General features: G+C 55.2%; 20 protein-coding genes and 1 tRNA gene. 9 read left to right on the top strand and 12 right to left on the bottom strand.

The window, feature by feature from the left end; genetic code table 11:
- Positions 1–229: 229 nt before the first annotated feature.
- Positions 230–1,426: a Bcr/CflA family multidrug efflux MFS transporter gene (locus AB3N39_RS14255; protein ID WP_367896825.1), complete on the bottom strand. Its 1,197-nt coding sequence runs from the start codon at positions 1,424–1,426 to the stop codon at positions 230–232.
- A 15-nt stretch (positions 1,427–1,441) separates the two neighbouring features.
- A complete protein-coding gene (gene rsuA / locus AB3N39_RS14260) occupies positions 1,442–2,149 on the bottom strand; it encodes a 16S rRNA pseudouridine(516) synthase RsuA (RefSeq protein ID WP_133294833.1) in 708 nt (235 codons plus the stop codon).
- A gap of 152 nt (positions 2,150–2,301) precedes the next feature.
- Between rsuA and AB3N39_RS14265 the strand changes: the two genes are divergently transcribed.
- Complete coding sequence (locus AB3N39_RS14265; protein ID WP_136195444.1) at positions 2,302–4,062, top strand: DEAD/DEAH box helicase; 1,761 nt, start codon at positions 2,302–2,304, stop codon at positions 4,060–4,062.
- 125 nt (positions 4,063–4,187) lie between these two features.
- On the top strand, positions 4,188–4,472 hold the full coding sequence (gene rplY / locus AB3N39_RS14270) for a 50S ribosomal protein L25 (RefSeq protein ID WP_008500956.1): 285 nt from the start codon (positions 4,188–4,190) through the stop codon (positions 4,470–4,472).
- A gap of 50 nt (positions 4,473–4,522) precedes the next feature.
- Here rplY and yejK read toward each other — a convergent pair whose 3' ends face one another.
- Positions 4,523–5,530 (bottom strand): nucleoid-associated protein YejK, encoded by a 1,008-nt coding sequence (gene yejK, locus AB3N39_RS14275; protein WP_109845346.1) that lies wholly within the window; start codon positions 5,528–5,530, stop codon positions 4,523–4,525.
- Positions 5,531–5,664: 134 nt separating this feature from the next.
- Between yejK and AB3N39_RS14280 the strand changes: the two genes are divergently transcribed.
- From AB3N39_RS14280 to AB3N39_RS14290, 3 genes are all read left to right on the top strand, one after another.
- Entirely contained in the window at positions 5,665–5,892 is a 228-nt protein-coding gene (locus AB3N39_RS14280; RefSeq protein WP_008500958.1) for a YejL family protein, read from the top strand.
- Positions 5,893–5,911: 19 nt separating this feature from the next.
- A complete protein-coding gene (gene yejM, locus AB3N39_RS14285) occupies positions 5,912–7,672 on the top strand; it encodes an LPS biosynthesis-modulating metalloenzyme YejM (protein ID WP_367896826.1) in 1,761 nt (586 codons plus the stop codon).
- Positions 7,673–7,744: 72 nt separating this feature from the next.
- Positions 7,745–7,821, top strand: a tRNA-Pro gene (locus tag AB3N39_RS14290).
- 36 nt (positions 7,822–7,857) lie between these two features.
- On the opposite strand, the gene AB3N39_RS14295 is transcribed toward AB3N39_RS14290, so the two are convergent.
- Positions 7,858–9,045: an MFS transporter gene (locus AB3N39_RS14295; protein WP_367896827.1), complete on the bottom strand. Its 1,188-nt coding sequence runs from the start codon at positions 9,043–9,045 to the stop codon at positions 7,858–7,860.
- Between the two features lie 125 nt (positions 9,046–9,170).
- Positions 9,171–9,431 carry a DUF2534 family protein gene (locus AB3N39_RS14300; protein ID WP_010433451.1) on the bottom strand — a complete coding sequence of 87 codons (261 nt, stop codon included), beginning with the start codon at positions 9,429–9,431 and terminating at the stop codon, positions 9,171–9,173.
- A gap of 209 nt (positions 9,432–9,640) precedes the next feature.
- Here AB3N39_RS14300 and eco point away from each other — a divergent pair, with 209 nt between their 5' ends.
- Positions 9,641–10,144, top strand: coding sequence for a serine protease inhibitor ecotin (gene eco, locus AB3N39_RS14305; protein WP_045351839.1), 504 nt, complete (start codon positions 9,641–9,643; stop codon positions 10,142–10,144).
- Between the two features lie 93 nt (positions 10,145–10,237).
- On the opposite strand, the gene mqo is transcribed toward eco, so the two are convergent.
- Entirely contained in the window at positions 10,238–11,887 is a 1,650-nt protein-coding gene (mqo, locus tag AB3N39_RS14310; protein ID WP_047652540.1) for a malate dehydrogenase (quinone), read from the bottom strand.
- A gap of 187 nt (positions 11,888–12,074) precedes the next feature.
- Between mqo and AB3N39_RS14315 the strand changes: the two genes are divergently transcribed.
- Complete coding sequence (locus AB3N39_RS14315; RefSeq protein WP_133294835.1) at positions 12,075–13,364, top strand: SulP family inorganic anion transporter; 1,290 nt, start codon at positions 12,075–12,077, stop codon at positions 13,362–13,364.
- Here the strand turns inward: AB3N39_RS14315 and mgtE are convergent.
- From mgtE to AB3N39_RS14345, 6 genes are all read right to left on the bottom strand, one after another.
- Complete coding sequence (mgtE, locus tag AB3N39_RS14320) at positions 13,327–14,763, bottom strand: magnesium transporter (RefSeq protein WP_069303099.1); 1,437 nt, start codon at positions 14,761–14,763, stop codon at positions 13,327–13,329. The two genes, AB3N39_RS14315 and mgtE, sit on opposite strands and share 38 nt — an antisense overlap.
- A 148-nt stretch (positions 14,764–14,911) precedes the next feature.
- The gene (locus AB3N39_RS14325; RefSeq protein ID WP_248174735.1) at positions 14,912–16,555 is read right to left on the bottom strand and encodes a multidrug ABC transporter permease/ATP-binding protein; all 1,644 of its coding nucleotides are present in this window, start codon (positions 16,553–16,555) and stop codon (positions 14,912–14,914) included.
- Positions 16,556–16,624: 69 nt separating this feature from the next.
- On the bottom strand, positions 16,625–17,281 hold the full coding sequence (alkB, locus tag AB3N39_RS14330) for a DNA oxidative demethylase AlkB (protein WP_252093258.1): 657 nt from the start codon (positions 17,279–17,281) through the stop codon (positions 16,625–16,627).
- Positions 17,281–18,339, bottom strand: coding sequence for a bifunctional DNA-binding transcriptional regulator/O6-methylguanine-DNA methyltransferase Ada (gene ada / locus AB3N39_RS14335; RefSeq protein ID WP_133294838.1), 1,059 nt, complete (start codon positions 18,337–18,339; stop codon positions 17,281–17,283). Before ada ends, alkB begins: the two co-directional genes overlap by 1 nt.
- A gap of 72 nt (positions 18,340–18,411) precedes the next feature.
- Positions 18,412–19,467, bottom strand: a complete 1,056-nt coding sequence (gene apbE, locus AB3N39_RS14340) for an FAD:protein FMN transferase ApbE (protein WP_133294839.1) — start codon at positions 19,465–19,467, stop codon at positions 18,412–18,414.
- A 114-nt stretch (positions 19,468–19,581) separates the two neighbouring features.
- A complete protein-coding gene (locus tag AB3N39_RS14345; RefSeq protein ID WP_033146057.1) occupies positions 19,582–20,694 on the bottom strand; it encodes a porin OmpC in 1,113 nt (370 codons plus the stop codon).
- A 742-nt stretch (positions 20,695–21,436) separates the two neighbouring features.
- Here AB3N39_RS14345 and rcsD point away from each other — a divergent pair.
- A complete protein-coding gene (rcsD, locus tag AB3N39_RS14350; protein WP_367896828.1) occupies positions 21,437–24,109 on the top strand; it encodes a phosphotransferase RcsD in 2,673 nt (890 codons plus the stop codon).
- Between the two features lie 16 nt (positions 24,110–24,125).
- Positions 24,126–24,776, top strand: coding sequence for a response regulator transcription factor RcsB (gene rcsB, locus AB3N39_RS14355; protein WP_003859405.1), 651 nt, complete (start codon positions 24,126–24,128; stop codon positions 24,774–24,776).
- Positions 24,777–24,847 lie beyond the last annotated feature (71 nt).

Here is a 24,847-nt window from a genome sequence, read left to right on the forward strand (position 1 = left end):
TAACACATCATCGCCAGCCTGCACTATTCAGCACTTTTTTATCGGTATTCAGGCTCGCGTCGGCGCTATATGTACCCGTTTCTGCGATCTAACTCAACCTTTTTGAATACAATGATGTGACTTTTTACACAAATAGATTTTACATAAAATAAACAAACACGGAATAAACGAACGGGGGTTTGGTTGATATGCATCAACAAAAAAGGCCCTTCCGGGCCTTCTCTGTGTTTTAGTGGACCGCTTTTCGCGGTCGACTGGCGTAAAGATAGAAGAGTATCGAGCTGGTTGCGCAAAAAGCCATCGCCCACAGCATGGGCCATGCCGTCGTAAAGGTGGCCATCGAAAGCATCGCTCCGACGATAGCGCCGATGCCGAAGCGGAACGTCCCTGCCAGAGATGATGCGGTTCCAGCCATGTGCGGAAACTCATCCAGGATCACCGCCATCGCATTAGACGACACCATCGACACGCAGCCAACAAAGGCCGCCACGCCGACCACCAGCGCCCAGAAGCCCACGCCCAGAAACGCGCTCACCACCAGCCAGATCGCCATCACAAACTGGATCCACAGCCCGGCGCGGAACATGTTCAGCGCCCCCACCCGCCGGACAAAGCGGCTGTTGATGATGGTCATGATGAACAGGAAGACGATGTTAAGCGCAAAGTAATAGCCGAAGTGCTGCGGCGAAACGTGGTTCAGCTCGATATAGACAAACGGCCCGGCGCTCAGGAAGGAGAACATTCCGGCGAAGCTGAACCCGCTCGCCAGCATATAGCTGAGCACGCGCTTGTGGCGAAACAGCGAGGCAAAGTTGCCGATGGTGGTACGGATGTGAAACTTCTGGCGGCGCTCGACGGGAAGCGTTTCATCAATAAAGAAGAAGATCATCGCGGAGGCCAGCAGCGCGGCCAGGGCCAGGATCCAGAAAATCACATGCCAGCTGAACCACACCAGCACCGCACCACCGGCCATTGGGGCCACCAGCGGCGCAATCGTCGTCACCAGCATGACAAACGACATCATGCGGGAGAACTCTTCTTTGGGGTAGATATCGCGCATCAGGGCGTTAATCACCACGCTTGCCGCTGCCGCCGCCAGACCATGGAAGAAACGCATGACAATCAGATGATCGATAGTCTGCGCCAGCGCGCAGGCAACCGCAGCGGCCGCAAACACCAGCGTCCCGCCCAGAATGACCGGCTTGCGTCCAAGGCTGTCGGCCATCGGGCCATAAAACAGCTGGCCGAGGGCAAAGCCGAGAATATAGGTGCTGAGCGTCATCTGCGCGCTGCCCGCCGGAACGCCAAACTGCGCGGAAATGACCGGCAGCGCGGGCAGGTACATATCGATAGACAGCGGCATCAGCATGGCCAGCAGGCCAAGAATGAAGACGATTTTGAACGACGAGTGTGGCCTGGTGGTCACAGAGTTCTCCTGAAATTAGTGCGAAGGCAGACCGACGCTGGCGATCTCTTCTTCCGTTAACGGGCGATATTCGCCAGGCGCCAGGTCGGGATCGAGTTCAATCGCACCAATCCGTTCGCGATGCAGGCCAACAACGTGGTTCCCCACCGCGGCAAACATACGTTTCACCTGATGGTAGCGCCCTTCGCTGATGGTCAGGCGGACCTCCGTCGGGGTGATGACTTCGAGCACCGCCGGTTTGGTCAGATCTTTTTCATTATGCAGCTGAACACCTTTCGCGAAGTGCTCTGCCGTGTCATCCGACACCGGTGACTCCAGCGTCACGAGATAGGTTTTCTCGCAGTGGTGGCGTGGAGAGGTGATGCGGTGCGACCACTGACCGTCGTCGGTCATCAGCACCAGCCCGGTGGTGTCGATATCAAGTCGGCCTGCGGCGTGCAGCTTGTGCGCCACCGGCTCGTCGAGGAAATAGAGCACCGTCGGGTGATCCGGATCGTCCGTTGAGCAGACGTAGCCTTCCGGCTTATTGAGCATGAAGTAGCGCGGACCGTGCTGCTGGGCCAGCGGATTGCCGTCATACTCCACCTGATGGTCAGGTTGCAGTTTGAACGCGCTGTCTCTCACAATGTCGCCATCCACGGTAACGCGGCTGGCGCGAATTTCGCGCCCGGCAATAGCGCGGCTTACGCCGAGTTGCTGAGCGATAAACTTATCAAGTCGCATGAAATCTTTTTAGCCTTAATGGTGCAGGAAGTCGGACAACAGGTCCGAAAAAAGAAGCAGTCTGGAACGGTTCAGTATAATGGTCTGGTTGCGCCACTCAAGGGAAAAAGTTTCGTGGCATACTATGTGCGGAATAACGAAACCGAGACCCCATGACTTTTACACTTCGTCCCTATCAGCAGGAAGCCGTTGACGCCACCCTCGCCTGGTTCCGTAAACATCGCGAGCCGGCGGCGATTGTGCTCCCGACCGGTGCAGGCAAAAGCCTGGTCATTGCCGAACTGGCGCGTCTGGCCCGCGGCCGCGTGCTGGTGCTGGCGCACGTTAAAGAGCTCGTCGCGCAAAACCATGCCAAATATTGTGCACTTGGGCTGGAAGCCGATATTTTCGCTGCCGGGCTGAAGCGTAAAGAGAGCCACGGCAAAGTGGTGTTTGGCAGCGTGCAGTCGGTGGCCCGCAATCTGGACCTGTTTCGCAGCGAATTTTCGCTGCTGATTGTCGACGAATGTCACCGCATCAGCGATGACGACGACAGCCAGTATCAGCAAATCCTGTCCCACCTGAAAGAGGTGAATCCTCACCTGCGCCTGTTGGGCCTGACGGCGACCCCGTTTCGTCTGGGGAAAGGCTGGATCTATCGCTACCATTATCACGGCATGGTGCGCGGCGATGACAAGGCCCTGTTTAGCGACTGCATCTACGAGCTTCCGCTGCGCTACATGATTAAACATGGCTACCTGACGCCACCTGAGCGGCTGGATATGCCGGTGGTGCAGTACGATTTCAGCCGCCTGCAGGCGCAGAGCAACGGGTTATTCAGCGAAGCGGATCTTAACCAGGAGCTGAAAAAGCAAAAGCGCATTACGCCGCATATCATCAGCCAGATAGAGGAGTTCGCCGCGACGCGCAAAGGGGTGATGATCTTTGCCGCCACCGTTGAGCACGCGCGAGAAATCACCGGGTTACTGCCCCCCGGCGACGCGGCGCTCATCACCGGCGAGACGCCCGGCCCCGAGCGCGACCGCCTGATTGAGGCCTTTAAAGCCCAGCAGTTCCGCTATCTGGTTAACGTATCGGTATTGACCACCGGCTTTGACGCCCCGCACGTCGACCTGATCGCTATTTTGCGTCCGACCGAATCGGTCAGTCTGTATCAGCAAATTGTTGGCCGCGGCCTGCGTCTGGCGCCGGGGAAAACCGACTGCCTGATTCTGGATTATGCCGGTAACCCGCACGATCTCTATACGCCTGAGGTCGGCGCGCCAAAAGGGAAAAGCGACAACGTGCCCGTGCAGGTCTTTTGCCCTGCCTGCGGGTTTGCCAACACATTCTGGGGCAAAACCACCGCCGACGGCACGCTGATCGAGCATTTTGGCCGCCGCTGTCAGGGCTGGTTTGAAGATGATGAAGGGCATCGCGAGCAGTGCGATTTCCGCTTCCGGTTTAAAAACTGCCCGCAGTGCAACGCCGAAAACGACATTGCCGCTCGCCGCTGTCGGGAATGCGACACGGTGCTGGTTGACCCGGACGACATGCTCAAAGCAGCATTAAAGCTGAAAGATGCGCTGGTACTGCGCTGTTCCGGCATGGCGTTGCAGCCCGGCGCCGATGAAAAAGGTGAATGGTTGAAAATCACCTATTACGATGAAGACGGGGCGGACGTCAGCGAGCGCTTCCGGCTCCAGACGCCTGCCCAGCGAACGGCCTTCGAACAGCTGTTTATTCGCCCGCACACCCGCACCCCGGGGGTGCCACTGCGCTGGATCACCGTGGCGGATATCGTGCACCAGCAGGTGTTATTACGCCATCCGGATTTTGTGGTCGCCCGCAAGAAAGGCCAGTTCTGGCAGGTGCGCGAGAAACTCTTTGACTACGAAGGTCGCTTCCGTCGTGCCAATGAATTGCGCGGTTAGCGGGACTTTTCATTGATGTGGGGGGCATTTGAGTATAAAATGCCGCCCGCTTCACATCCGTGAGGCAGAACACTCACCTGCTGCTGGGTCGCCTGTAGTAGGGTTTTAAATACAGAGAGAAATCAATGTTTACTATCGAAGCAGAAGTACGTAACGTGCAGGGTAAGGGTGCGAGCCGCCGCCTGCGTACCGCTAACAAGTTCCCGGCTATCGTTTACGGTGGCGAAGCTGCTCCAGTTGCAATCGAACTGGATCACGACAAACTGTGGAACCTGCAGACCAAAGCTGAATTCTACAGCGAAGTTCTGACCATCGTTGTTGGCGGTAAAGAAGAAAAAGTGAAAGTTCAGGCTGTTCAGCGTCACGCGTTCAAGCCAAAACTGACTCACATCGACTTCGTTCGCGCGTAATCGCAAACCTGTCGAAAAAAACCCCGCTTCTGCGGGGTTTTTTGTGCCTGCTATTTACCGCCCGAGGTGCGGCGCTGAAGCTGATCGCGCAGATTCGGCGGCGTGCCCTTAATGGTCAGCGTATCGGTGGCCGGATCCCAGAAGATACGTTCACCCAGCAGCATCGCATCAAAGTTAATGGTTAACCCACCGCCGCTGCCGGCAAACTTGGTTAACTGACGCAGCGTGCTGCGATCCGCCGGGAAGCTCTCTTCAAGCTCATAGCCCTTTTCTGCGGTAAATTCCTGGAAGCTGACTTCGCTGACGCCCGCCAGCTCTTTTGACAGCGACTCCAGCTCAATCTCTTCCCCTGCCTGCAGCTGTTCGTTGCAGTAGCTGTAAACCTGCTGACGCACCGTCTGGCGCTCAGATTTATCGAGCTGCGCTTCTGCTGTGAAATCGTCAACCGCCTGGAGCAGCCCTTTGTTCTGCGCTTTGGCGTTAAGCCCTTCACTGGCACCGAGGAAGTCCATAAAGAAATCCGCCACTTTGCGGCCCACGCGTCCCTTCAGGAAAGTCAGGTAGCGGGTCGACTCCGGGTTGGTTTCCCACTCGGTCAAATCAATACGCGCCACGATATCCGCATGGTTAATGTCCAGATAATGCGTCGAGCTGATATCCAGCTGCTCGTTCACGCGCATGCTGCTTAAGTTATTCAGCACGGTAACCAGCAGATACTCGACCGCCAGATAGCGGTAGTGGCAGAACAAGACAATCCCGCCGTCGGCGAACGGATATTTAGCCAGCTCGTCGCGCAGACGCCCGGTTGCCGCACGGCTAAACGCCAGGAAATCCTCTTCACCCTGGCGCTGCAGGCGCAGGCTATCGGCCAGTTCGCTGTCTTCGCTGAAAAGACCATAGGCTTTATTTTTGGCGCTGTAGACGCGATGCAGCTCTGCCATCATCTCCACCACGGTCGCCGTGGGTTCCAGTAACGAATCGCGCAGCACCACTTCAAGGGTTTGCTCATCACGCTTGATAAGCTGGTGCAAGGCAATCTGGTTGATTTCCAGACTCATGATAAACTCTCCTTTTAGACCGGGCGGTATTCAACCACCACCAGGACATGTGTGCAACAACAGATAAAAAAGGGGAAAAAAAGCTGTTGCTACGGTAATATGTTGCCCTTTCATCAACAAACTGATTTTGATTTATGCCACAACATTCCCGCTACAGTGATGAACACGTTGAACAACTGCTCAGTGAGCTGGTCAACGTACTGGAAAAACATAAAACGCCGACCGATCTCTCCCTGATGGTTTTGGGAAATATGGTCACCAACCTGATTAACACCAGCGTTGCTCCGGCTCAGCGTCAGGCGATCGCAAAATCTTTCGCCCAGGCTTTACAGTCGTCCGTCAGCAACGACCCGGCCCATTAAGGGATACGAACAACAGTTTATGGTGACGAATCGTCAGCGCTACCGTGAAAAAGTCTCCCAGATGGTCAGCTGGGGGCACTGGTTTGCCCTGTTCAACATTCTGTTGGCGACGGTCATTGGCTGTCGTTATCTGTTTGTCGCAGACTGGCCAACAACGCTAACCGGGCGTGTCTACTCCTGGATAAGCGTTGTCGGTCACTTTAGCTTTTTGGTTTTCGCCACCTATCTGCTGATCCTGTTCCCCCTGACGTTTATCGTCATGTCGCAGCGTCTGATGCGGTTCTTATCCGCCATCCTCGCGACGGTGGGGATGACGCTGCTGCTTATCGACAGTGAAGTGTTCACCCGCTTCCACCTGCATCTTAACCCCATCGTCTGGGAACTGGTGATTAACCCCGACCAGAACGAAACGGCCCGTGACTGGCAGCTGATGTTTATCAGCGTCCCGGTGATCCTGTTGATTGAGATGCTGTTTGCGACGTGGAGCTGGCAAAAGCTCCGCAGCCTGACCCGGCGACGCCATTACGCGAAGCCCGTCGCCGCGCTCTTTTTCGTCTCCTTTATCAGTTCGCACATCATGTATATCTGGGCGGATGCGAACTTCTATCGCCCTATTACCATGCAGCGTGCGAACCTGCCGCTCTCGTACCCGATGACGGCCCGTCGTTTCCTCGAGAAACACGGCCTGCTTGACGCTCAGGAGTACCAGCGCCGTCTTATCGAGCAGGGTAATCCGGAAGCCGTCAGCGTGCAGTATCCTCTGAGCGATCTACGCTATCGCGATATGGGGCGCGGGCAAAACGTCCTGCTGATCACCGTTGATGGCCTGAACTATTCCCGTTACGAGAAGCAGATGCCTGTGCTGGCCGATTTCGCGAGTCAAAACGTCTCGTTTACTCAGCATATGAGCTCCGGTAACACAACCGACGCGGGCATCTTTGGCCTCTTCTATGGCATTTCAGCCGGATACATGGACGGCGTACTCTCTACCCGCACGCCTGCGGCGCTGATCACCGGGCTGAATCAGCAGGGCTATCAGTTAGGGTTGTTCTCATCCGATGGCTTTAACAGCCCGCTCTACCGCCAGGCGCTGCTGTCCGATTTCTCACTGCCAGCGGCACAAAATCAGTCCGATGCGCAGACCGCCGGCCAATGGATAAACTGGCTTCAGCGCTACGCGCAGGAAGATAACCGCTGGTTCTCATGGGTTGCCTTTAACGGCACAACGCTTGCTAACAGCAATAAGAGTGATTTCGCGCGCCGCTACGGCCGCGCGGCGGGTGATGTTGATGCGCAGATTGGCCGCGTGCTTGACGCGCTACGTGAGTCCGGCAAGCTGGATAACACCGTGGTGATCGTGACCGCAGGCCATGGCGTCCCGTTAGGTGACGAGACGAAGAGCATGAGCTGGTCACGCCCGAACCTGCAGGTTCCGCTGGTGATCCACTGGCCTGGCACCCCGGCACAGCACATCAATATGCTTACCGAGCATAAAGATGTGATGACTACCCTGATGCAACGCCTGCTGCATGTCAGCACGCCAGCGAACGAGTATTCGCAGGGACAGGATCTCTTCAGCGCTGCGCGCCGCCATAACTGGGTCACGGCTGCCGGGAATGACACGCTGGTGGTGACCACACCGAAGCTGACGCTGGTGCTGAACAGTAACGGGAATTATCAGACGTATAATCTGCAGGGTGAACGGTTGAAAGACCAGAAACCGCAGCTGAGCCTGCTGCTGCAGGTCCTGACGGATGAGAAGCGCTTCATCGCTAACTGATTAATAATAAACCAGTTAGCGACAGATTCCCTTGCATTCAAAACGGAATCGAGTAGTATTCTTTTTATGCGTCGGCACGTAGCGCAGCCTGGTAGCGCACCGTCATGGGGTGTCGGGGGTCGGAGGTTCAAATCCTCTCGTGCCGACCAAAAACATACTGAAAACCAGCCTGATGGCTGGTTTTTTTATTTCGCCTCGTCCGGGGTTTTGCGCAGATACACCAGCGTAGCCAGACAAATCACCGCTCCGGCATAAAACGTATATTCCGCGCCAAACGTTTCCCATATCGCGCCGGCTCCCACGCTGGCGATTAATAATCCCACGCCGCTGACCAGACTAAAAATACCGAAAGCAGTGCCGCGCAGATCGGGCGGTGCGGTTTTAGCGATCATTGCCGCCAGTAATCCCTGGGTCATACCCATATGTACTCCCCAAAACGCGACGCCCAGAAGCATTCCAGCCCAGTGGATGCTCAGCGCCAGCACAATATCTGCCCCAATCAGCATCACCAGGCCCCACTGCAGTAATCGGGTGTGGCTCATCCCGTCCGACAACTTGCCAAACGGATAGGCAGAGAGGAAATAGAGCAGATTCATGGCCACCATCACCAGCGGGATCAGCGCCAGCGGCACCCCCGACTGCTGTGCGCGCAGCACAAGAAATGCTTCACTGAAACGTGCGAGCGTGAAGATGGCTCCCAGGCCAATGACCCACCAGCAGCCTTTCCCGAGACGCCTGAGGTTCTCTTTTTTGATGGGGTTCGTGCGTTTATGTTCGACGGGCGTTTTCGGCTCATGCAGGCCGAAGAAAAGCAGCGCCACGGCGAGCACGCCGGGGATCACCGCGATCCAGAAAATCGTGCGGAAGTCATCGTTCCACAGCAGCATTAATCCTACGGCCAGCAGCGGCCCGAGAAATGCGCCGACGGTGTCCATCGACTGACGCAGCCCAAAGGCCGCGCCGCGAAGTTCCGGCGGCGTAACATCAGCAACCAGCGCATCGCGCGGCGCTCCCCGTATCCCCTTCCCGACCCGGTCGATTAAGCGCGCCCCAAGGATCATGCCGGAAGAAGAGGCGATAGCGAACAACGGTTTACTCAATGCGCCAAGACCGTAGCCCAGAACCGCCAGTCCTTTACGCTTGCCCAGATAGTCACTGATGGCGCCGGAAAACACCTTGATAAACAGCGCCGTAGCTTCAGCCAGACCTTCAATCAAACCAATGAAAATAACGCTGGCGCCCAGCGTCGTCACCATAAACAGCGGCAGCAGGCTGTGGATAATCTCCGAGGAGATATCCATTAACATACTGACGCCGCCCACCACCCAAACTCCTTTCGGGATCCGGCTGAGCGTTGCAAACCGGGATAACATTGCGCATCTCCTGCTTCATGTTGCACTGTCTTGTCCGAAACAGAATATCCTGGAAATGCGAATAAAAATTATTAGACATAAAAAAAGCCACCCCGCAGGATGGCTTCGATATCGCAAATCGGCGTCTAGTGTTTATCACGTCCGCCCAGGAAGAAAATGCCCAGCGGGATGGCCAGCAGAACGGTGAACACCAGGCTGTAGACAAAGATCATCGCCGATTGCAGGACATACATGCTGGTTGTCCAGGCAGAGAGAGGAATGTTGTACTGTTCGATGACGCCAACAATGGTGGCCCGCCCCACGCACGCGGCAGCAATCATAAACACAACCAGCAGCGCCAGGAGGAACTTGCGGCCTTCAGGCGTTTTCAGTTTTGCACGAACCATCTCTCTTCCCTTTTACAGATGAATAACATTATAGAGGGTCTAAAATAACACAAACGCCTGCCGGACTCCACGCCAGTACAAATCCCTACTTAAATGGCAAATATGTGGTTTATTGCGCTATTAATATTGAAAATGTAAGTAAATAACACCAACCATTCATAATTGATATGTTAACCTGTGCAGGATCGTTTTGACATAAAGGAATGACAATGAAAAACGCACCTAAATTTGCCATCGCACTCATCGCCGCCGCATGTGTCAGCACCAGTGCTTTCGCCAGCGAAACACCTAAAGAGCAGCCGCTGGAAAAAGTCGCCCCGTACCCGAAAGCGGATAAAGGGATGAAGCGTCAGGTGATCCAGCTACCGGCACAGCAGGATGAAGCGAATTTCAAAGTGGAGCTGTTGATTGGCAAGACGCTGGAAGTGGATTGCAACCAGCATCGTCTGGGCGGTCAGCTGGAAAGCAAAACGCTGGAAGGCTGGGGTTATGACTACTACGTCTTTGATAAAGTGACCTCTCCGGTCTCCACCATGATGGCCTGCCCGGACGGCAAGAAAGAGAAGAAATTTGTGACAGCGTATCTGGGCGACAATAGCCTGCTGCGCTACAACAGCAAGTTGCCGATCGTGGTTTATACGCCTGAAAACGTGGAAGTGAAGTATCGCGTGTGGAAGGCTGAAGAGAAGATTGAGCAGGCTGTCGTACGTTGAAATTAAGTCGGGTGGCGGCTTCGCCTTACCCGACCTACAAAACAACACCGAACATAGGCCGGGTGGGCGTCAGCGCCACCCGGCTTTTTTACCTTACAGCGCGATATCCGCAACCGGTTTGTTTTCCGGCTGAGGCTTCAGCTCCGCTTTCGGCGCAGCATCCGCAGCCTGCGGTTTGATGTACTGCAGCTGCAGTACGCGGCTGGTGTATTCCAGCTCCTGCTCCGTCGCGTCCACGTTACCGTTCAGCTTCGTGCCGTAGGATGGAATAATGGTTTTCAGCTTCGCCTGCCATTCCGGACTGGCGACTTTATCTTTAAACACTTTTTCCATCAGGTGCAGCATGATTGGCGCAGCGGTAGACGCACCCGGTGACGCGCCCAGCAGCGCGGCGATTGTGCCATCCTTATCGCTCACCACTTCGGTACCCAGACGCAGCACGCCGCCCTCTTTCGGATCGCGCTTGATAATCTGCACGCGCTGACCCGCCTGCCACAGACGCCAGTCTTCTTTCTTAGCCTGAGGATAGTACTCTTTCAGCGCTTCGAAACGATCGTCGTCAGAGAGCATCACCTGGCTAATCAGGTATTTCACCAGATCGAAGTTATCCAGACCCACGTCCATCATCGGCTTGACGTTAGAGGTGGTGGTTGCGCTCAGCAGATCCCACAGGGAGCCGTTTTTCAGGAATTTAGTGGAGAAGGTCGCGAACGGTCCAAACAGCACCACGCGTTTGCCGTCAAGCATACGGGTATCGATGTGTGGAACGGACATTGGCGGCGCGCCCACGGAAGCCTGACCGTACACTTTTGCCAGATGACGATTCACCACTTCCGGGTTATCGGACACCAGGAACTGACCGCCGACCGGGAAGCCCGCGTAGTCGTCAGCTTCCGGAATACCGGACTCCTGCAGCAGCTTCAGCGCCGCACCGCCCGCACCGATGAAGACAAACTTCGCCTTGATGACGTGTTCAGCTTCATTGTTTTTCAGATCGGCAACGGTCACGCTCCAGCTATTATCCGCGTTGCGCTTGAAACCGCGCACTTCGGTGCTGAGCTGCAGATTGAAGTTCTCTTTTTTCTTCAGAGACGTCACCAGCTGACGGGTAATTTCGCCGTAGTTAACGTCAGTACCAATTTCGGTACGGGTCGCCGCCACTTTCTGGTTCGGGTCACGACCTTCCATGACCAGCGGAGCCCACTCTTTAATCTGCGCGTGGTCTTCAGAGTATTTCATCCCGCGGAACAGCGTGCTCTGCTGCAGAGCGGCGTAGCGCGCGCGCAGGAAGTTGACGTTCTGCTCGCCCCACACAAAGCTCATGTGCGGCACGGTGTTGATGAAGGAGTGCGGGTCGTGCAGCACGCCGCTGTTGACCTGATGAGACCAGAACTGGCGAGAAACCTGGAACGCTTCGTTGATTTCTACTGCCTTCTCGATACTAATGGAACCGTCCTTTTTCTGCGGCGTATAGTTCAGTTCCATGAGTGCCGAATGGCCGGTACCGGCGTTATTCCAGCCGTTCGAACTCTCCTGCGCCACGCCATCAAGGCGCTCGACCATGGTCATAGACCAGTCCGGCTGCAGTTCTTGCAGATAGGTTCCCAGCGTGGCGCTCATGATCCCGCCACCGATTAAAAGGACGTCCGTTTCCTGCTCTTTTGGTGCGTCAGCTTTCGCCGCCATGGAGACGGTGTTAAGCCCCACGGCCAGAGAAAAGAGCATGGCAGTCATTTTTTTCATAATTTATGCCTTAGTGTAAAAGTGCTTGATGCGTGGAAATTGCAGGTGAAAAAAGCTGCGGGGGCACGGTAACAACTTTTAAATATTGTTTAAAGGTTACGAAATTATTGTAATTGTGAAATTTAATGATGGATTGTTTGTGAGGAATTAGCGATGCGTCTGGTAAAGCGCGGTTTTACTGGCTAGTATGTTGCGTTTTGTGATCGCGCGCACGGAAGCCTGCCCTAACCAGCGAACTGTTATGTCCTTACCCCATTCTGCTGTATCCCCCGAAGAGCGCGTAGCCAACGTGCTGCGTTCCCCTAAGAAGCTGACGCGCGAAACGCTGGCAGGCGTGATTACCGCCCTGGCTCTGATCCCCGAAGTCATCTCGTTTTCGGTGGTCGCGGGCGTTGACCCGAAGGTCAGCCTGATCGCTTCCGTAGTGCTGTGTCTCGCCCTGTCCGTACTCGGTGGTCGTCCGGCTATGGTCACGGCAGCGGCCGGTTCCGTGGCGCTGGTCATTGGCCCGATGGTGCATCAGCACGGCGTGCAGTACATTCTTCCCGCCGTGCTCATGGCTGGCGTGATTCAGATTCTGTTTGGCGTGCTGGGCATGGCAAGGCTGATGCGCTTTATTCCCCAGTCGGTCATGACCGGGTTTGTTAACGCCCTGGGCATTTTGATCTTCTTAGCTCAGGTGCCGCATTTCTGGAGCCGAAGCCCGCTGATTGTGGGCCTGTTCGTGCTGACGCTGCTGATCGTGCTCTGGGTGCCGCGATATATCAAAAGCATCCCTTCCCCGCTGATTGCGATTTTGCTGTTAACCTTGTTTACCGTTTCAACCGGGCAAAGCCTGCCGACCGTGGGCGATGAAGGCTCAATGAGCGGCAGTTTGCCGGGACTTAGTGAACTTCTGGTCCCCCTCAATTTACAGACGCTGAGCATTATCTGGCCGTGCGCGTTGAGCATCGCCTTTGTCGGCCTGCTGGAGTCCCTGCTCACGGCAAAGCTGGTGGATGAACTGACCGCGACACCGTCAAGTAAACGCCGCGAAAGCATTGGATTAGGCGTCGGCAATATTCTGGCCGGATTTTACGGTGGTATTGCAGGCTGCGCGATGATAGGACAAACCATCGTTAACGTGGAGATGGGGAAAGGCCGAAGCCGCATTTCAACCTTCGCTGCGGGCATCGTGCTGCTGATCCTGGTGACGGCGCTCAGCGAGGTGATGGCCAACATCCCGATGGCGGTGCTGGCGGGCATTATGGCGATCGTCGCCGTCAAAACCTTCAGCTGGCACAGCCTTCAGCCCGCCGCGCTGAAAACGGCCCCGATAGCGGAAACGGTCGTCATGCTGGTCACCGTTGCCGCCACGGTATCAACCAGCAATCTGGCAATTGGCGTACTGGGCGGGATTATCGTCATGGCACTCCTCCCCGCCCGCATTAAGCGTCGGCTTAAAGAAGAAAAATCGTCGCCAGTCCAAGGAAAATAAAGAAACCGCCGGTATCGGTGATGGCGGTGATCATCACGCTCGACCCCACCGCGGGGTCGCGCCCCAGTTTGGTCATGGTCAACGGGATAATGACGCCCATCATCGATGCCACCAGCAAATTCAGCACCATCGCCAGCATCATCACTCCGCCTAACGCCATATCGTCATACAGCCACCAGGTGATGCCGCCCATAATGCCGCCCCACACCAGGCCGTTGATCAGCGCCACGCCCATCTCTCTGAAAATCAGAAAGGCGAAGTTGCCGGGCTGAATATTTTCCAGCGCCAGCGCGCGGACGATCATGGTGATGGTCTGGTTTCCGGTGTTGCCGCCAATCCCGGCCACAATCGGCATCAGCGAGGCCAGCGCCACCAGCTGCGAAATAGTGTGTTCAAAGCCGTCAATCACGCGGGAGGCGATAAACGCGGTACACAGGTTAATGGCCAGCCACGCCCAGCGCGTTTTCACCGCCTTGCCGACGGAGGCATGGACGTCATCTTCCGCGCTGATCCCTCCGAGCGCACGCAGATCGTTATCGGTTTCTTCGTAGACCACGTCAACGATCTCGTCGATGGTCAGACGCCCCATCAGTTTGCCGACGGAATCCACGACGGCAGCACTCACGAGGTCGTCACGTTCGAAGGTTCGCGCCGCTTTCTCCGCATCGTCTTCCGGGGAGAAGACCATCGGCTCGTTTTCCATCACCTCGCTCACCTTCCGCTGGGTGCTGTTGAGCAGGATGGTTTTCAGCTCCAGCTCGCCGAGCAGGGTTTTGTCCCGGGAGGTGACAAACAGTTTATCGGTGTTGTCCGGCATTTTGCCCAGGCGACGCAGATAGCGCTGCACGGTACCGAGCGTCACGTCCGGTCGCACCGTGATAACGCCGAACTCCATGATCGCGCCGACGCTGTTTTTCTCGTAGTGCATCACCTGACGCACGCGCGCCCGCTCCTCCGCAGGCAGTGACGCCAGCAGGCGACCGGTCAGGTTTCGCGGCAGGTGCTGAACGAGGTAAATCTGCTCGTCGATATCCAGCGTTTGCAGAGCGTCAAGAATATCCCGGTCGCTCATCTCGTCAATCAGGTCGTCCCAGACGTTTTCGGAGGCCTCAAGCAGCACCTGTCCGCGCTCGTGATCCTGTACCAGACGCCAGAGGGCGTGACGTTCTTCCGAGGGAAGCGCTTCAAGGGTGTCCGCCAGATCCGGCGGGGGTAAGTGAGCAACCAGCGCACCTACCTCAGCAATATCGTCGGCCAGAGTGCCGACATCATATTGCTCAGCCAGGGTGAGTTTGCCTAATAGCGTAGAAGTGACCGCTTTATCGGTCGTGAGGAGCCAGATGAGTCGCGCGCGCTCCTGGTCACGCTGTCTGGCGCTGTTTTTCTTTAATACCGACATCAATCATAAATCCATTAAATGAGTTGGGGTTAAGCATAGCGCGGGGATATGTAAATAAGAATAAACAACGGGCCGGGATGGAGAAAAAAGCGGCATTACGGCCACGATCTCTCCCCTCTCCCTGTGGGAGAGGGTTTGGGTGAGGGCATCAGGCCGTACGCGCCACCGCGTCACGCGATGCCGCATCGCGCTCTTCACCGGTCAGCTCGCTCAGCCTGCCGTCGCGCATCTCCAGCAGGCGGTCAGCATGAATGAAGTAGTGATCGTCGTGGCTGATGGCGAAAATGGTTTTGCCCATCTCCTGCATCAGCGGCAGCAGCACCTGATAAAATTCGCGGCGGAAATGCGGGTCCTGATCCGCTGCCCACTCGTCGAGCAGGATGATGTCACGCTCTTCCGCCAGCGCCAGCAGCAGCGCCACGCGCTTTTTCTGCCCTTTGGAAAGCTTCAGGTTGAGGATCTTCCCGTCCTGTAACTCCAGCTTGTGCGACATCTGCAGCTGCGCCAGCCATTTTTCCACCAGCGCCGGATTAGCCTGCTGCCCATCCGGCCCCAGCAGCCGATCGAACAGCCAGACGTCGGTGAATACCGCCGAGAAAAGCTTGCGGTAATCTTCGGGTTTCTCCGCGCTCAGCGCCCTGCCGTCAAGCAAAATCTCGCCCGACTGCGGCTGATAAAGCCCGGTGAGCAGCATAGCCAGCGTCGATTTACCGCTGCCGTTGCCGCCAATCAGGAACAACAGCTCGCCGCGGCGGATCGTCAGGTTGATCGGCCCCACGGAGAAGGCGCTGTCCTGATAGCGGAACGTGACGTTACGTAGCTCGAGCGTCTGCCAGTTCGGGAAGGCCTGCGGGCGCGGAAATTCTGCCTGGAACGGCGCGAGATCGAATTTTTTGAGCTTATTAAAGGCCACCTGCGCACTCAGTAAGGTGGGCAACGCGCCGACCGCCGAGAGCAGCGGCGTGCGCAAAAACAGCAGCGTCAGTGAGTATGTTGCCGCTACGTTAGTGTCCGACCAGCCCAGGCTGTTCGCCATCCAGAATACCAGGCCAATGGCACCCAGCATCATAATGTTTGACCAGTTCACCGCGCTCAGGTGGAAGGTATCGGCGCGAATAATGTGATGCCGGTATTCGCGCGCGTCCGGAATATAGAGATTGTTAAAGATATACTCGGCGCGCTCGCGGTTCAGGGTGAGTTCTTTACGCCCTTCCAGTACCGTCTGGTAATCGTTATAGAGCTTATCTTCGGTTTCGCGTAGCACCGCCATATGTTTATAGACGCGCGACACCAGCATAAAACCGCCCCAGATGGTGATGGCGATCCACAGTGCAGTCACCGCCAGCATTTTGGTGGAGAGCCAGGCGAGATAGGCCGCCGAGCCAAAGGTCAGAATGATCCCCTGCACCAGCTCCGGCAGACGAACGAACGCGATGGTAATGGCGCGCACGTCGCTGGTCAGCCCCGCCAGCAGGGAGGCGCTGCCGAGCTGCTCAACGCGCTCTATTTGGGTGTCCAGGATCCGCTTGATAAACTCACTGCGCAAACGAAAAACGAAATGGTGGCCGAGCGCGGTCAGCGCCAGCTGTGAGCCGAGCGTAACCGCCATCAACAGCAGCAAAAGGCCAAGAAACTCCGGCAATACGGAGAGCGAGGTGTCGACCATTTCTATCAACCGCACGTTAATAAATGCGATCAGGCCAATACCCAGCGCGGCGCTGGCAAGGCTTAACGCCATAACGGCGATGAAGGGCCAGCGATACTGACGCCAGACGAGGAGAAGTAGTTGCATGCAGGCAATCCGGACAATAAAAATCAGCCAGCAGTGTAAACTGCCCTGCGCGGACATCAAGAATAATTCTTATTTTAGTTTATTCATCCCCGCCTGACGGAAGGTCAGATTAAAGCGGTACTCACCCGTGAGGGGGTGGACGCCGGGTTTCAACGGCTGAATGCCGTGATAATAAAGCCGCGATTCCCTGCCCCACACCACCACATCGCCATGTTCCAGCATGATGCGTTTGAGCGGATCGTTGCGGCGTAATCCCCCAAACTGGAAGACGGCGGGCAGACCTAACGATACCGAGACGATAGGCGCGCGCAGATCGGGTTCATCCTTATCCTGATGCAGCGAGAGCTTTGCGCCAACGGCATAGCGGTTAATCAGGCAGGCATCGGGCCGAAAATCAGGATACTCGGCTGCCCCGGCGGCCTCACGGCAAAGCGCCTGAAAAACCGCAGGCATCGGAGGCCAGGGCTGGCCGGTCGCAGGATCGTTCGGGGCATACAGATAGCCCCGCTCGTTCGTCGCCCAGCCCAGTTCGCCGCAGTTGGCCATGGCCACCGACATGGTGTAGCCGCCCGGCGTCACCATATGGCGAAACGGTGAAACCGCTGTGACCTCTTCAATTCCGGCAAGCAACGCCTCCGCACGGGAGAGAGCAAAGCGACGCAGGATAACCGCCCCCGGCGCAAGCGGCTCCTGCCAGGGTTCAGCATCCGCAAAAAGATCGAGCATTATCCCTCCTGACGTTTCGCCTCACGTTTCAGTAATAGCGCTTTTCGCGCCGTTCCCCAGCGGTAGCCCGACAGCACGCCGTCGTTGCGAACCACGCGATGACAGGGGATCACAATTGCCAGCGTGTTTGCCGCACAGGCTCCGGCAACGGCGCGTACCGCCCTGGGCTGGCCAATCGCCTGCGCCACCTGCTGGTAACTTGCCGTTTCGCCGCAGGGAATGTTGCGAAGTGCCTGCCAGACGCGCTGCTGGAAAGCGGTTCCACGAATATCCAGCGGCAGCGCAAGCGGTACGTCGCGATTATCAATACTGGCAATGACCTGGTGGATCCGCTGCACAAAGGCGTCATCCAGCGGCGCGTGCGTAGCTTTTGGAAATTGCGTGGCAAGCTCTGCGGTTACTTCAGCATCGGTGTCACCCAGCAGAATCGCGCAGATCCCCCGCTCGCTTTCGGCGACCAGACAGCGTCCCAACGAACAGTCATCGATGGCATACCGCACGGCCACCTCTCCTTTACGGTACTGCTTCGCCGTCATGCCCAATGCATCATTGGCTTTACGATAATAGCTGCTGCTGTCGGGAAATCCCGCCGCCAGCACGGCATCGGTAATTTTGTCTCCCTGCGCAAGCGCGGTGCGCAGGCGCTGACCCCGCGCAGCCTGCTGCCAGGCTTTTGGCGTCATGCCCGTCACCGACTTAAACAGGCGGTGGAAATGGAAAGGACTCATGGCAACCTGCTCCGCCAGTTTCTCAAGGGTTAACGCAGGATCCTGCTCCAGAAGCCGGCAGGCATGTTCCACTTTTGCCAGCTTCTGCGCCTGCGGATCGCGTTTGTCCGGCATGCAGCGCTTGCACGGGCGAAACCCTGCCTGAGCGGCATGATGGGCATCAGGATAAAAACGGACATTTTTACGCAGCGCGTGGCGGGCGCGACATGACGGACGGCAGAAAATACCCGTTGTCTGCACGGCGAAGACAAACTGATCGTCAGCGAGCGGATCGCGGGCCAGTACGGCCTGCCAGCGATCCTCATCGGTAATTAAGGTTGGGTTTTTCATGATCGGCTCCTCGTATAAGCATACATAGAGCGTGCCTGAGCGCCACCGATAAAAAACCCGCAACCTTGCTTTTTAATTTTTGTCGCTGACCAGGAAACTGTTGAACTGCGGCGAGCTCCAGGTTTTAAACCCGTCGCCCTCTTTAACAATCATATAAACCGCCAGCCCTTCCTGACGGACCACCTCTTTAGCTTTTTCCGGGCCGAGAACCATTAACCCGGTATCCCAGGCATCCGCTTCCAGCGCGGTGGGGGCAATGACCGTCACTGAGACCAGATTATGCGTGATGGGGCGCCCGGTCTGCGGATCGATAACATGTGAAATACGCTTCCCGTCAAGCTCGTAATAGTTACGATAGCTTCCGGATGTACTGATGCCATGTCCGTTGATATCCACTATCGCCTGCACGGCATTTTGCCGATCGGTTGGTTTTTGAATCGCTACGCGCCACGGCTTATCGCTGGCGTTCATGCCCCGGCTGACCAACGCGCCGCCAACCGAGACCAGATAACGGGAAATCCCTTCCTGCGCCATCAGTGCAGCAAGATGATCCGCCGCATAGCCTTCCCCGACCGTTGACAGATCGACAAACAGATCGGGGATATCTTTTTGCAGGTACTGCTGCCCGTACTGGTTGATCACCGTCAGATGCTGCAGCCCCGTTCGGGCGCGGGCGTCATCAATGGCCGCCTGTTCAGGCGTCTTCACCGGCTGTTTATTCGGGCCAAATCCCCAGAGGTTCACCAGAGGGCCGACGGTCACATCCATCGCCCCGTTAGTTTTGTAACCCACGCGTATGGATTCAGTCACGATATCGGCCATCGCCTCGCTCACCGGCCACAGAGAGGTACTGGTGGAGAGATTAAAGCGCATCAGCGCCGAGTCATTTTTATAGGTTGAGAGCAGCTGATCGTCGGCGTCCAGCTGCGCCTGAATTTTGCCGCGAAGCTCATCCGTGCGAGTTTTATCGAGGTTCATCACGCTGACGCGCCAGAAGGTTCCCATCGTTTTGCCTTCGAGCACCGTCGCGGCGGGTGCATCGGTTTTCGCCACGGGCGCGGGATCGTCACACGCGGTCAGGAAAAAAAGCATAGCCAGAAAGCTGGCGCGTAAAAAAGTCATGTCCATTCATTATTATCCTCATGCCAGGGCGGCAAGAGTACACCAAAACGGGTGAGTAGTGAGAATCGGGGAAGCACAAAAAAGGGGCCATCAGGCCCCTTACGTCACACGATAAAGCGATTAGAACTGGTAAACCAGGCCCAGCGCTACGATATCGTCAGTACCGATACCCGCCTGACGGGTGAATTCATTTTCATCAACCAGGTTGATTTTGTAATCCACGTAGGTGGACATGTTTTTGTTGAAGTAGTAAGTCGCACCAACGTCAACATATTTCAGCAGATCCTGATCGCCGTAACCTTCGATGTCTTTGCCTTTAGACTGCAGGTAGGCCACGGATGGACGCAGACCGAAGTCGAACTGGTACTGAGCAACCACTTCGAAGTTCTGCGCTTTGTTAGCAAAACCGTAAGCGGTAGTCGGGCTGTCGCCATTAGAGGTACCGAAACGGGTTGCGTTGTAGGTCTGGGAGTACTGCGCTGCCAGATAGATGTTGTTGGCATCGTATTTCAGGCCGCCAGAATAAACTTCTGCGTTATCACCATGACCGTAAACGCTTGCACCGTTCTGATCGGCGGTACGTTTGGAGGAGGACATTGCGCCACCTACGCTGAAGCCTTCGCCCAGGTTATAGGTCACGGAAGCACCGTAGCCGTCGCCGTTCTGTTTCAGCAGGCTGCGTCCACCCACGTTTTCACCGCTTACGCTGCCGTTTTTACCCTGATACTGCAGAGCAAAATTCAGACCATCCACCAGACCAAAGAAGTCCTGGTTACGGTAGGTCGCAACGCCGTTAGCACGGGACTGCAGGAAGTTGTCTGCGCCGTAGGTATCGCCACCAAATTCTGGCAGAACGTCAGTCCAGGAGGTTACGTCGTAGATTACGCCGTAGTTACGACCGTAATCGAAAGACCCCGCGTCACCAAATTTCAGACCCGCAAACGCCACACGCGTCCAGGCATCATTTTCGCTTTCGGAGGTGTTGCCCTGGATCTGGTATTCCCACTGGCCGTAGCCGGTCAGCTGATCGTTAACCTGAGTTTCGCCCTTGAAGCCGAGACGCATGTAGGTCTGGTCGCCGTCGGCACCCTTGTCGTCAGAGAAATAGTGCAGACCATCGACTTTACCGTACAGATCTAATTTGTTGCCATCTTTGTTATAAATTTCGGCCGCATTTGCTGCGCCTGCCACCAGGAGTGCTGGTACCAGGAGGGACAGTACTTTAACTTTCATTTTATTAACCCTCTGTTATATGCCTTATAATTGCCACTGCTTACTGGTTAACCCTCATTAACCAGTCGGCAATTTCATTCTCCGCAAAATTACAGAATAATCCAATGCGAATATGATACGAAAACTTTGAAGATGTTTCATTTATCTATCAACATGTTTCAAAATGTAAATATCAAGGAACTTTTACAAAGCACAAATAGCTTAGAAAATTAGCACTTATAATCAAACGAAAAATACAACGCATATAAATCAATAGGTTACAATAAAATCCGTTACAGCACTGAATGACAAAACAAGATCGCACCTAATCTCTAAAATAACTCTCGCTATCATCATTAACTTTATTTATTACCGTCATTCAATTTTGAATGTCTGTTTATCCCTAATTGAGCCGAATGCTTCGCATTCGGTTTTTTTTACCTTTCTTTACGTAACTTCTCATTTTTTGTGCTACCGATCCGAAATTGTAACGACTATTAACTAATTTCTCACCGGCTATCCTTCTCTGGCACGCAAATGATATAGCGCTTAATTTCTTGTTAATTCGTGCTATTTGCTGGCTTAGCGCACTTATTATTTGTACGCGCACGGCGAGTTTGTACACGTTTATTGCTCCATCCACCGCCGATATTGTCCAGTGAAAAAGTCGCCTCTTCCCGGACAGTGGCGCTGGAAATTCAGTTATTACCCTTTATACTGCCCTATCGCCACAGAGCACGACCACAACGGGTTAAAGATATCAATGAGTCAGACTGAAACCACCGCCCCGAGCAAATTCTCCCTCCTTCCCGAGAGCATCACCCGTTTCTTTCTTCTTTTGATCGTTGTGCTGTTAGTGACCATGGGGGTGATGGTACAAAGCGCGGTTAATGCATGGCTGAAGGATAAGAGCTATCAGGTCGTCGATATCACCCACGCCGTCCATAAGCGCATAGATACCTGGCGCTACGCCACATGGCAGATTTACGACAATATCGCGGCCGCGCCTGCCTCCTCGTCCGGAGATGGACTTCAGGAGACGCGGCTTAAGCAGGATGTCTATTACCTCGAAAAACCGCAGCGTAAAACCGAGGCGCTTATTTTTGGCTCTCACGACAGCGCGACGCTTGAGATGACGCAGCGTATTTCGACCTATCTGGATACCCTCTGGGGTGCCGAAACGGTGCCATGGTCGATGTATTATCTGAATGGTCAGGACAACAGCATGATCCTGATCTCTACGCTGCCGTTAAAAGATCTCTCTTCCGGTTTTAAAGAGACCACCGTGGGCAGCATCGTCGATTCTCGCCGGGCAGAGATGCTGCAACAGGCGAATGCGCTTGATGAACGTGAGAGCTTCTCTTCTCTGCGCCGTCTGGCATGGCAAAACGGTCATTATTTTACTCTGCGCACCACGTTCAACCAGCCAGGACATCTGGCGACGGTGGTCGCCTTCGATTTACCGATAAATGATTTAATCCCACCGGACATGCCGCTCGATAGTTTCCGTCTGGAGCCCGACAGCAGCACTCAGAACATGCGTGCGGCATCTGACAAAGAGGCCGCAGAGAGCGTATCGATCTCCTTTAACGGCTCGAAAATCGAAATTGCCTCATCCCTGAACTCGACCGGTATGCGTCTGGTGTGGCAGGTGCCGTTTGGCACGCTGCTGCTGGATACCCTGCAAAATATCCTGCTGCCTCTGCTGCTGAATATCGGTCTGCTGGCGCTGGCCCTGTTTGGGTACAGCACCTTCCGTTTCCAGTCGGGGCGTCAAAGCGACGCCTCTGCGGTTCCTGCCGGCACCAGCAATGAGCTGCGCGTATTACGCGCGCTGAATGAAGAGATTGTTTCCGTGCTGCCGCTTGGGGTCTTAGTTCACGACCAGGAAGCGAATCGTACGGTGATGAGCAACAAAATTGCCGACCATCTGCTGCCGCATCTTAACCTGCAGAATATCACCACCATGGCGGATCAGCACCAGGGGGTGATTCAGGCCACCATCAACAATGAACTGTACGAGATCCGCCAGTTCCGCAGCCAGGTGGCTCCACGCACGCAAATCTTCATCATCCGCGATCAGGATCGCGAAGTGCTGGTGAATAAAAAGCTCAAGCAGGCGCAAAGGCTGTATGAGAAAAACCAGCAGGGGCGCGCCGCATTTATGCAGAACATTGGCGATGCCTTCAAGCAGCCGTTAAAAACGCTGGCGACCCAGGCGGCGGCGTTAAATACGTCAGAAAGCCACCAGCTTGCCTGTCAGGCCGACTCGCTGGTCAGAATGGTTGATGAGATCCAGCTGGCGAACATGCTGGAGAATGATTTCTGGAAGGGAACGCCAAGCCTCTTCTCTATTCAGGCTCTGATTGATGAAGTGGTTCCGGAAGTCCTGCCCGTGATTAAGCGCAAAGGGCTGCAGCTGCTGATCAATAACAATCTCCCGGCAAATGACGAACGCCACGGCGATCGTGAAGCGTTGCGCCGCATACTGTTGATGATTATTCAGTACGCGGTGACCACCACGCAGATTGGCAAGATCACCCTTGAAGTCAGTACGGAAGAGTCGGCAGAAGACCGCCTGACGTTCCGCATCCTGGACACCGGGGAAGGCGTCACCACGAGTGAAATTGATAATCTGCACTTCCCGTTCCTGAATGACACGCAAAGCGATCGCTACGGCAAGGCAAATGCCCTTACCTTCTGGCTATGCGATCAGCTGGCGCGTAAGCTCGGCGGCCATCTCAATATCAAGGCCCGCGAATCTCTCGGCACCCGCTATTCTCTGCACGTGAAAATGGCCGCCAATCCGCAGGAAGAAGATGAAGAACGTCTGCTGGATGATGTCGTGGTGATGGTCGATGTAACGTCGAACGAGATCCGCAATATTGTCGTTCGCCAGTTAGAAAACTGGGGGGCGGCCTGCATCACGCCGGATGAAAGACTTGCAAGTCAAGAATTTGATCTGTTTTTAACTGATAATCCGTCTAATCTTACTGCCTCCGGCTTGCTTTTAAGCGATGATGAGTCAGGCGTGCGGAAAATCGGCCCTGGCCAGCTGCGCGTCAACTTTAATATAAGCAATGCGATGCAGGAAGCTGTACTACAACTAATAGAAGAGCAGCTGGCGCAGGAAGAGATAGCGGAATCCCCGCTTGGCGGTAATGAAAATGCCGAGCTTCACGCCAGCGGATACTATTCACTCTTTGTTGATACAGTACCAGATGATGTTAAGCGGTTGTATACTGAGTCCGCTGCGAATGATTTTGCAGCGCTGGCACAGACAGCACACCGGCTTAAAGGGGTGTTTGCCATGCTTAATCTGGTTCCCGGCAAGCAGTTATGTGAAACGCTGGAACATCTAATTCGTGAGAAAGATGCCTCTGGCATTGAAAAATACATCAGCGACATTGACGCCTACGTCAAAAGCTTGCTGTAGCAAGGTAGCCTTATACATGAACAATATGAACGTAATTATTGCCGATGACCATCCGATTGTACTGTTCGGTATTCGCAAATCACTTGAACAGATCGAGTGGGTGAATGTAGTCGGTGAATTTGAAGACTCTACAGCACTGATCAATAACCTCCCAAAGCTTGATGCGCACGTGCTCATTACCGACCTCTCCATGCCTGGAGACAAATACGGTGATGGGATCACGCTCATCAAATATATTAAACGCCACTTCCCGGATATCTCGATCATTGTTCTGACCATGAACAACAACCCGGCGATCCTGAGCGCGGTACTGGATCTGGACATCGAAGGGATTGTGCTGAAACAGGGCGCTCCGACCGATCTGCCAAAAGCGCTCGCAGCGCTGCAGAAAGGCAAGAAGTTCACGCCTGAAAGCGTTTCTCGTCTGCTGGAAAAAATCAGCGCGGGTGGATACGGTGACAAACGCCTGTCTCCGAAAGAGAGTGAAGTTCTGCGCCTGTTCGCAGAAGGTTTCCTGGTGACCGAGATTGCCAAGAAGCTGAACCGCAGTATTAAAACCATCAGCAGCCAGAAGAAATCAGCGATGATGAAGCTGGGCGTGGACAACGATATTGCACTGCTGAACTATCTCTCCTCCGTCACGCTGAGCGCAACGGACAAGGATTGATCCCGACGGGTGTGCGGCCTGATGCCCTCACCCCATCTCTCTCCCACTCCCACCGGAAGAGGGTGAAAACA

This window comes from Enterobacter vonholyi (genome assembly GCF_040834095.1).
Lineage (GTDB): Bacteria > Pseudomonadota > Gammaproteobacteria > Enterobacterales > Enterobacteriaceae > Enterobacter > Enterobacter vonholyi.

Excerpts from the sequence above, each read along its gene's own strand:
- rsuA (WP_133294833.1), bottom strand. The coding sequence starts at position 2,149 with ATGCGACTTGATAAGTTTATCGCTCAGCAACTCGGCGTAAGCCGCGCT.
- AB3N39_RS14265 (WP_136195444.1), top strand. The coding sequence starts at position 2,302 with ATGACTTTTACACTTCGTCCCTATCAGCAGGAAGCCGTTGACGCCACC.
- rplY (WP_008500956.1), top strand. The coding sequence starts at position 4,188 with ATGTTTACTATCGAAGCAGAAGTACGTAACGTGCAGGGTAAGGGTGCG.
- yejK (WP_109845346.1), bottom strand. The coding sequence starts at position 5,530 with ATGAGTCTGGAAATCAACCAGATTGCCTTGCACCAGCTTATCAAGCGT.
- AB3N39_RS14280 (WP_008500958.1), top strand. The coding sequence starts at position 5,665 with ATGCCACAACATTCCCGCTACAGTGATGAACACGTTGAACAACTGCTC.
- yejM (WP_367896826.1), top strand. The coding sequence starts at position 5,912 with ATGGTGACGAATCGTCAGCGCTACCGTGAAAAAGTCTCCCAGATGGTC.
- AB3N39_RS14295 (WP_367896827.1), bottom strand. The coding sequence starts at position 9,045 with ATGTTATCCCGGTTTGCAACGCTCAGCCGGATCCCGAAAGGAGTTTGG.
- AB3N39_RS14300 (WP_010433451.1), bottom strand. The coding sequence starts at position 9,431 with ATGGTTCGTGCAAAACTGAAAACGCCTGAAGGCCGCAAGTTCCTCCTG.
- eco (WP_045351839.1), top strand. The coding sequence starts at position 9,641 with ATGAAAAACGCACCTAAATTTGCCATCGCACTCATCGCCGCCGCATGT.
- mqo (WP_047652540.1), bottom strand. The coding sequence starts at position 11,887 with ATGAAAAAAATGACTGCCATGCTCTTTTCTCTGGCCGTGGGGCTTAAC.
- AB3N39_RS14315 (WP_133294835.1), top strand. The coding sequence starts at position 12,075 with ATGTTGCGTTTTGTGATCGCGCGCACGGAAGCCTGCCCTAACCAGCGA.
- mgtE (WP_069303099.1), bottom strand. The coding sequence starts at position 14,763 with ATGTCGGTATTAAAGAAAAACAGCGCCAGACAGCGTGACCAGGAGCGC.
- AB3N39_RS14325 (WP_248174735.1), bottom strand. The coding sequence starts at position 16,555 with ATGCAACTACTTCTCCTCGTCTGGCGTCAGTATCGCTGGCCCTTCATC.
- alkB (WP_252093258.1), bottom strand. The coding sequence starts at position 17,281 with ATGCTCGATCTTTTTGCGGATGCTGAACCCTGGCAGGAGCCGCTTGCG.
- ada (WP_133294838.1), bottom strand. The coding sequence starts at position 18,339 with ATGAAAAACCCAACCTTAATTACCGATGAGGATCGCTGGCAGGCCGTA.
- apbE (WP_133294839.1), bottom strand. The coding sequence starts at position 19,467 with ATGGACATGACTTTTTTACGCGCCAGCTTTCTGGCTATGCTTTTTTTC.
- AB3N39_RS14345 (WP_033146057.1), bottom strand. The coding sequence starts at position 20,694 with ATGAAAGTTAAAGTACTGTCCCTCCTGGTACCAGCACTCCTGGTGGCA.
- rcsD (WP_367896828.1), top strand. The coding sequence starts at position 21,437 with ATGAGTCAGACTGAAACCACCGCCCCGAGCAAATTCTCCCTCCTTCCC.
- rcsB (WP_003859405.1), top strand. The coding sequence starts at position 24,126 with ATGAACAATATGAACGTAATTATTGCCGATGACCATCCGATTGTACTG.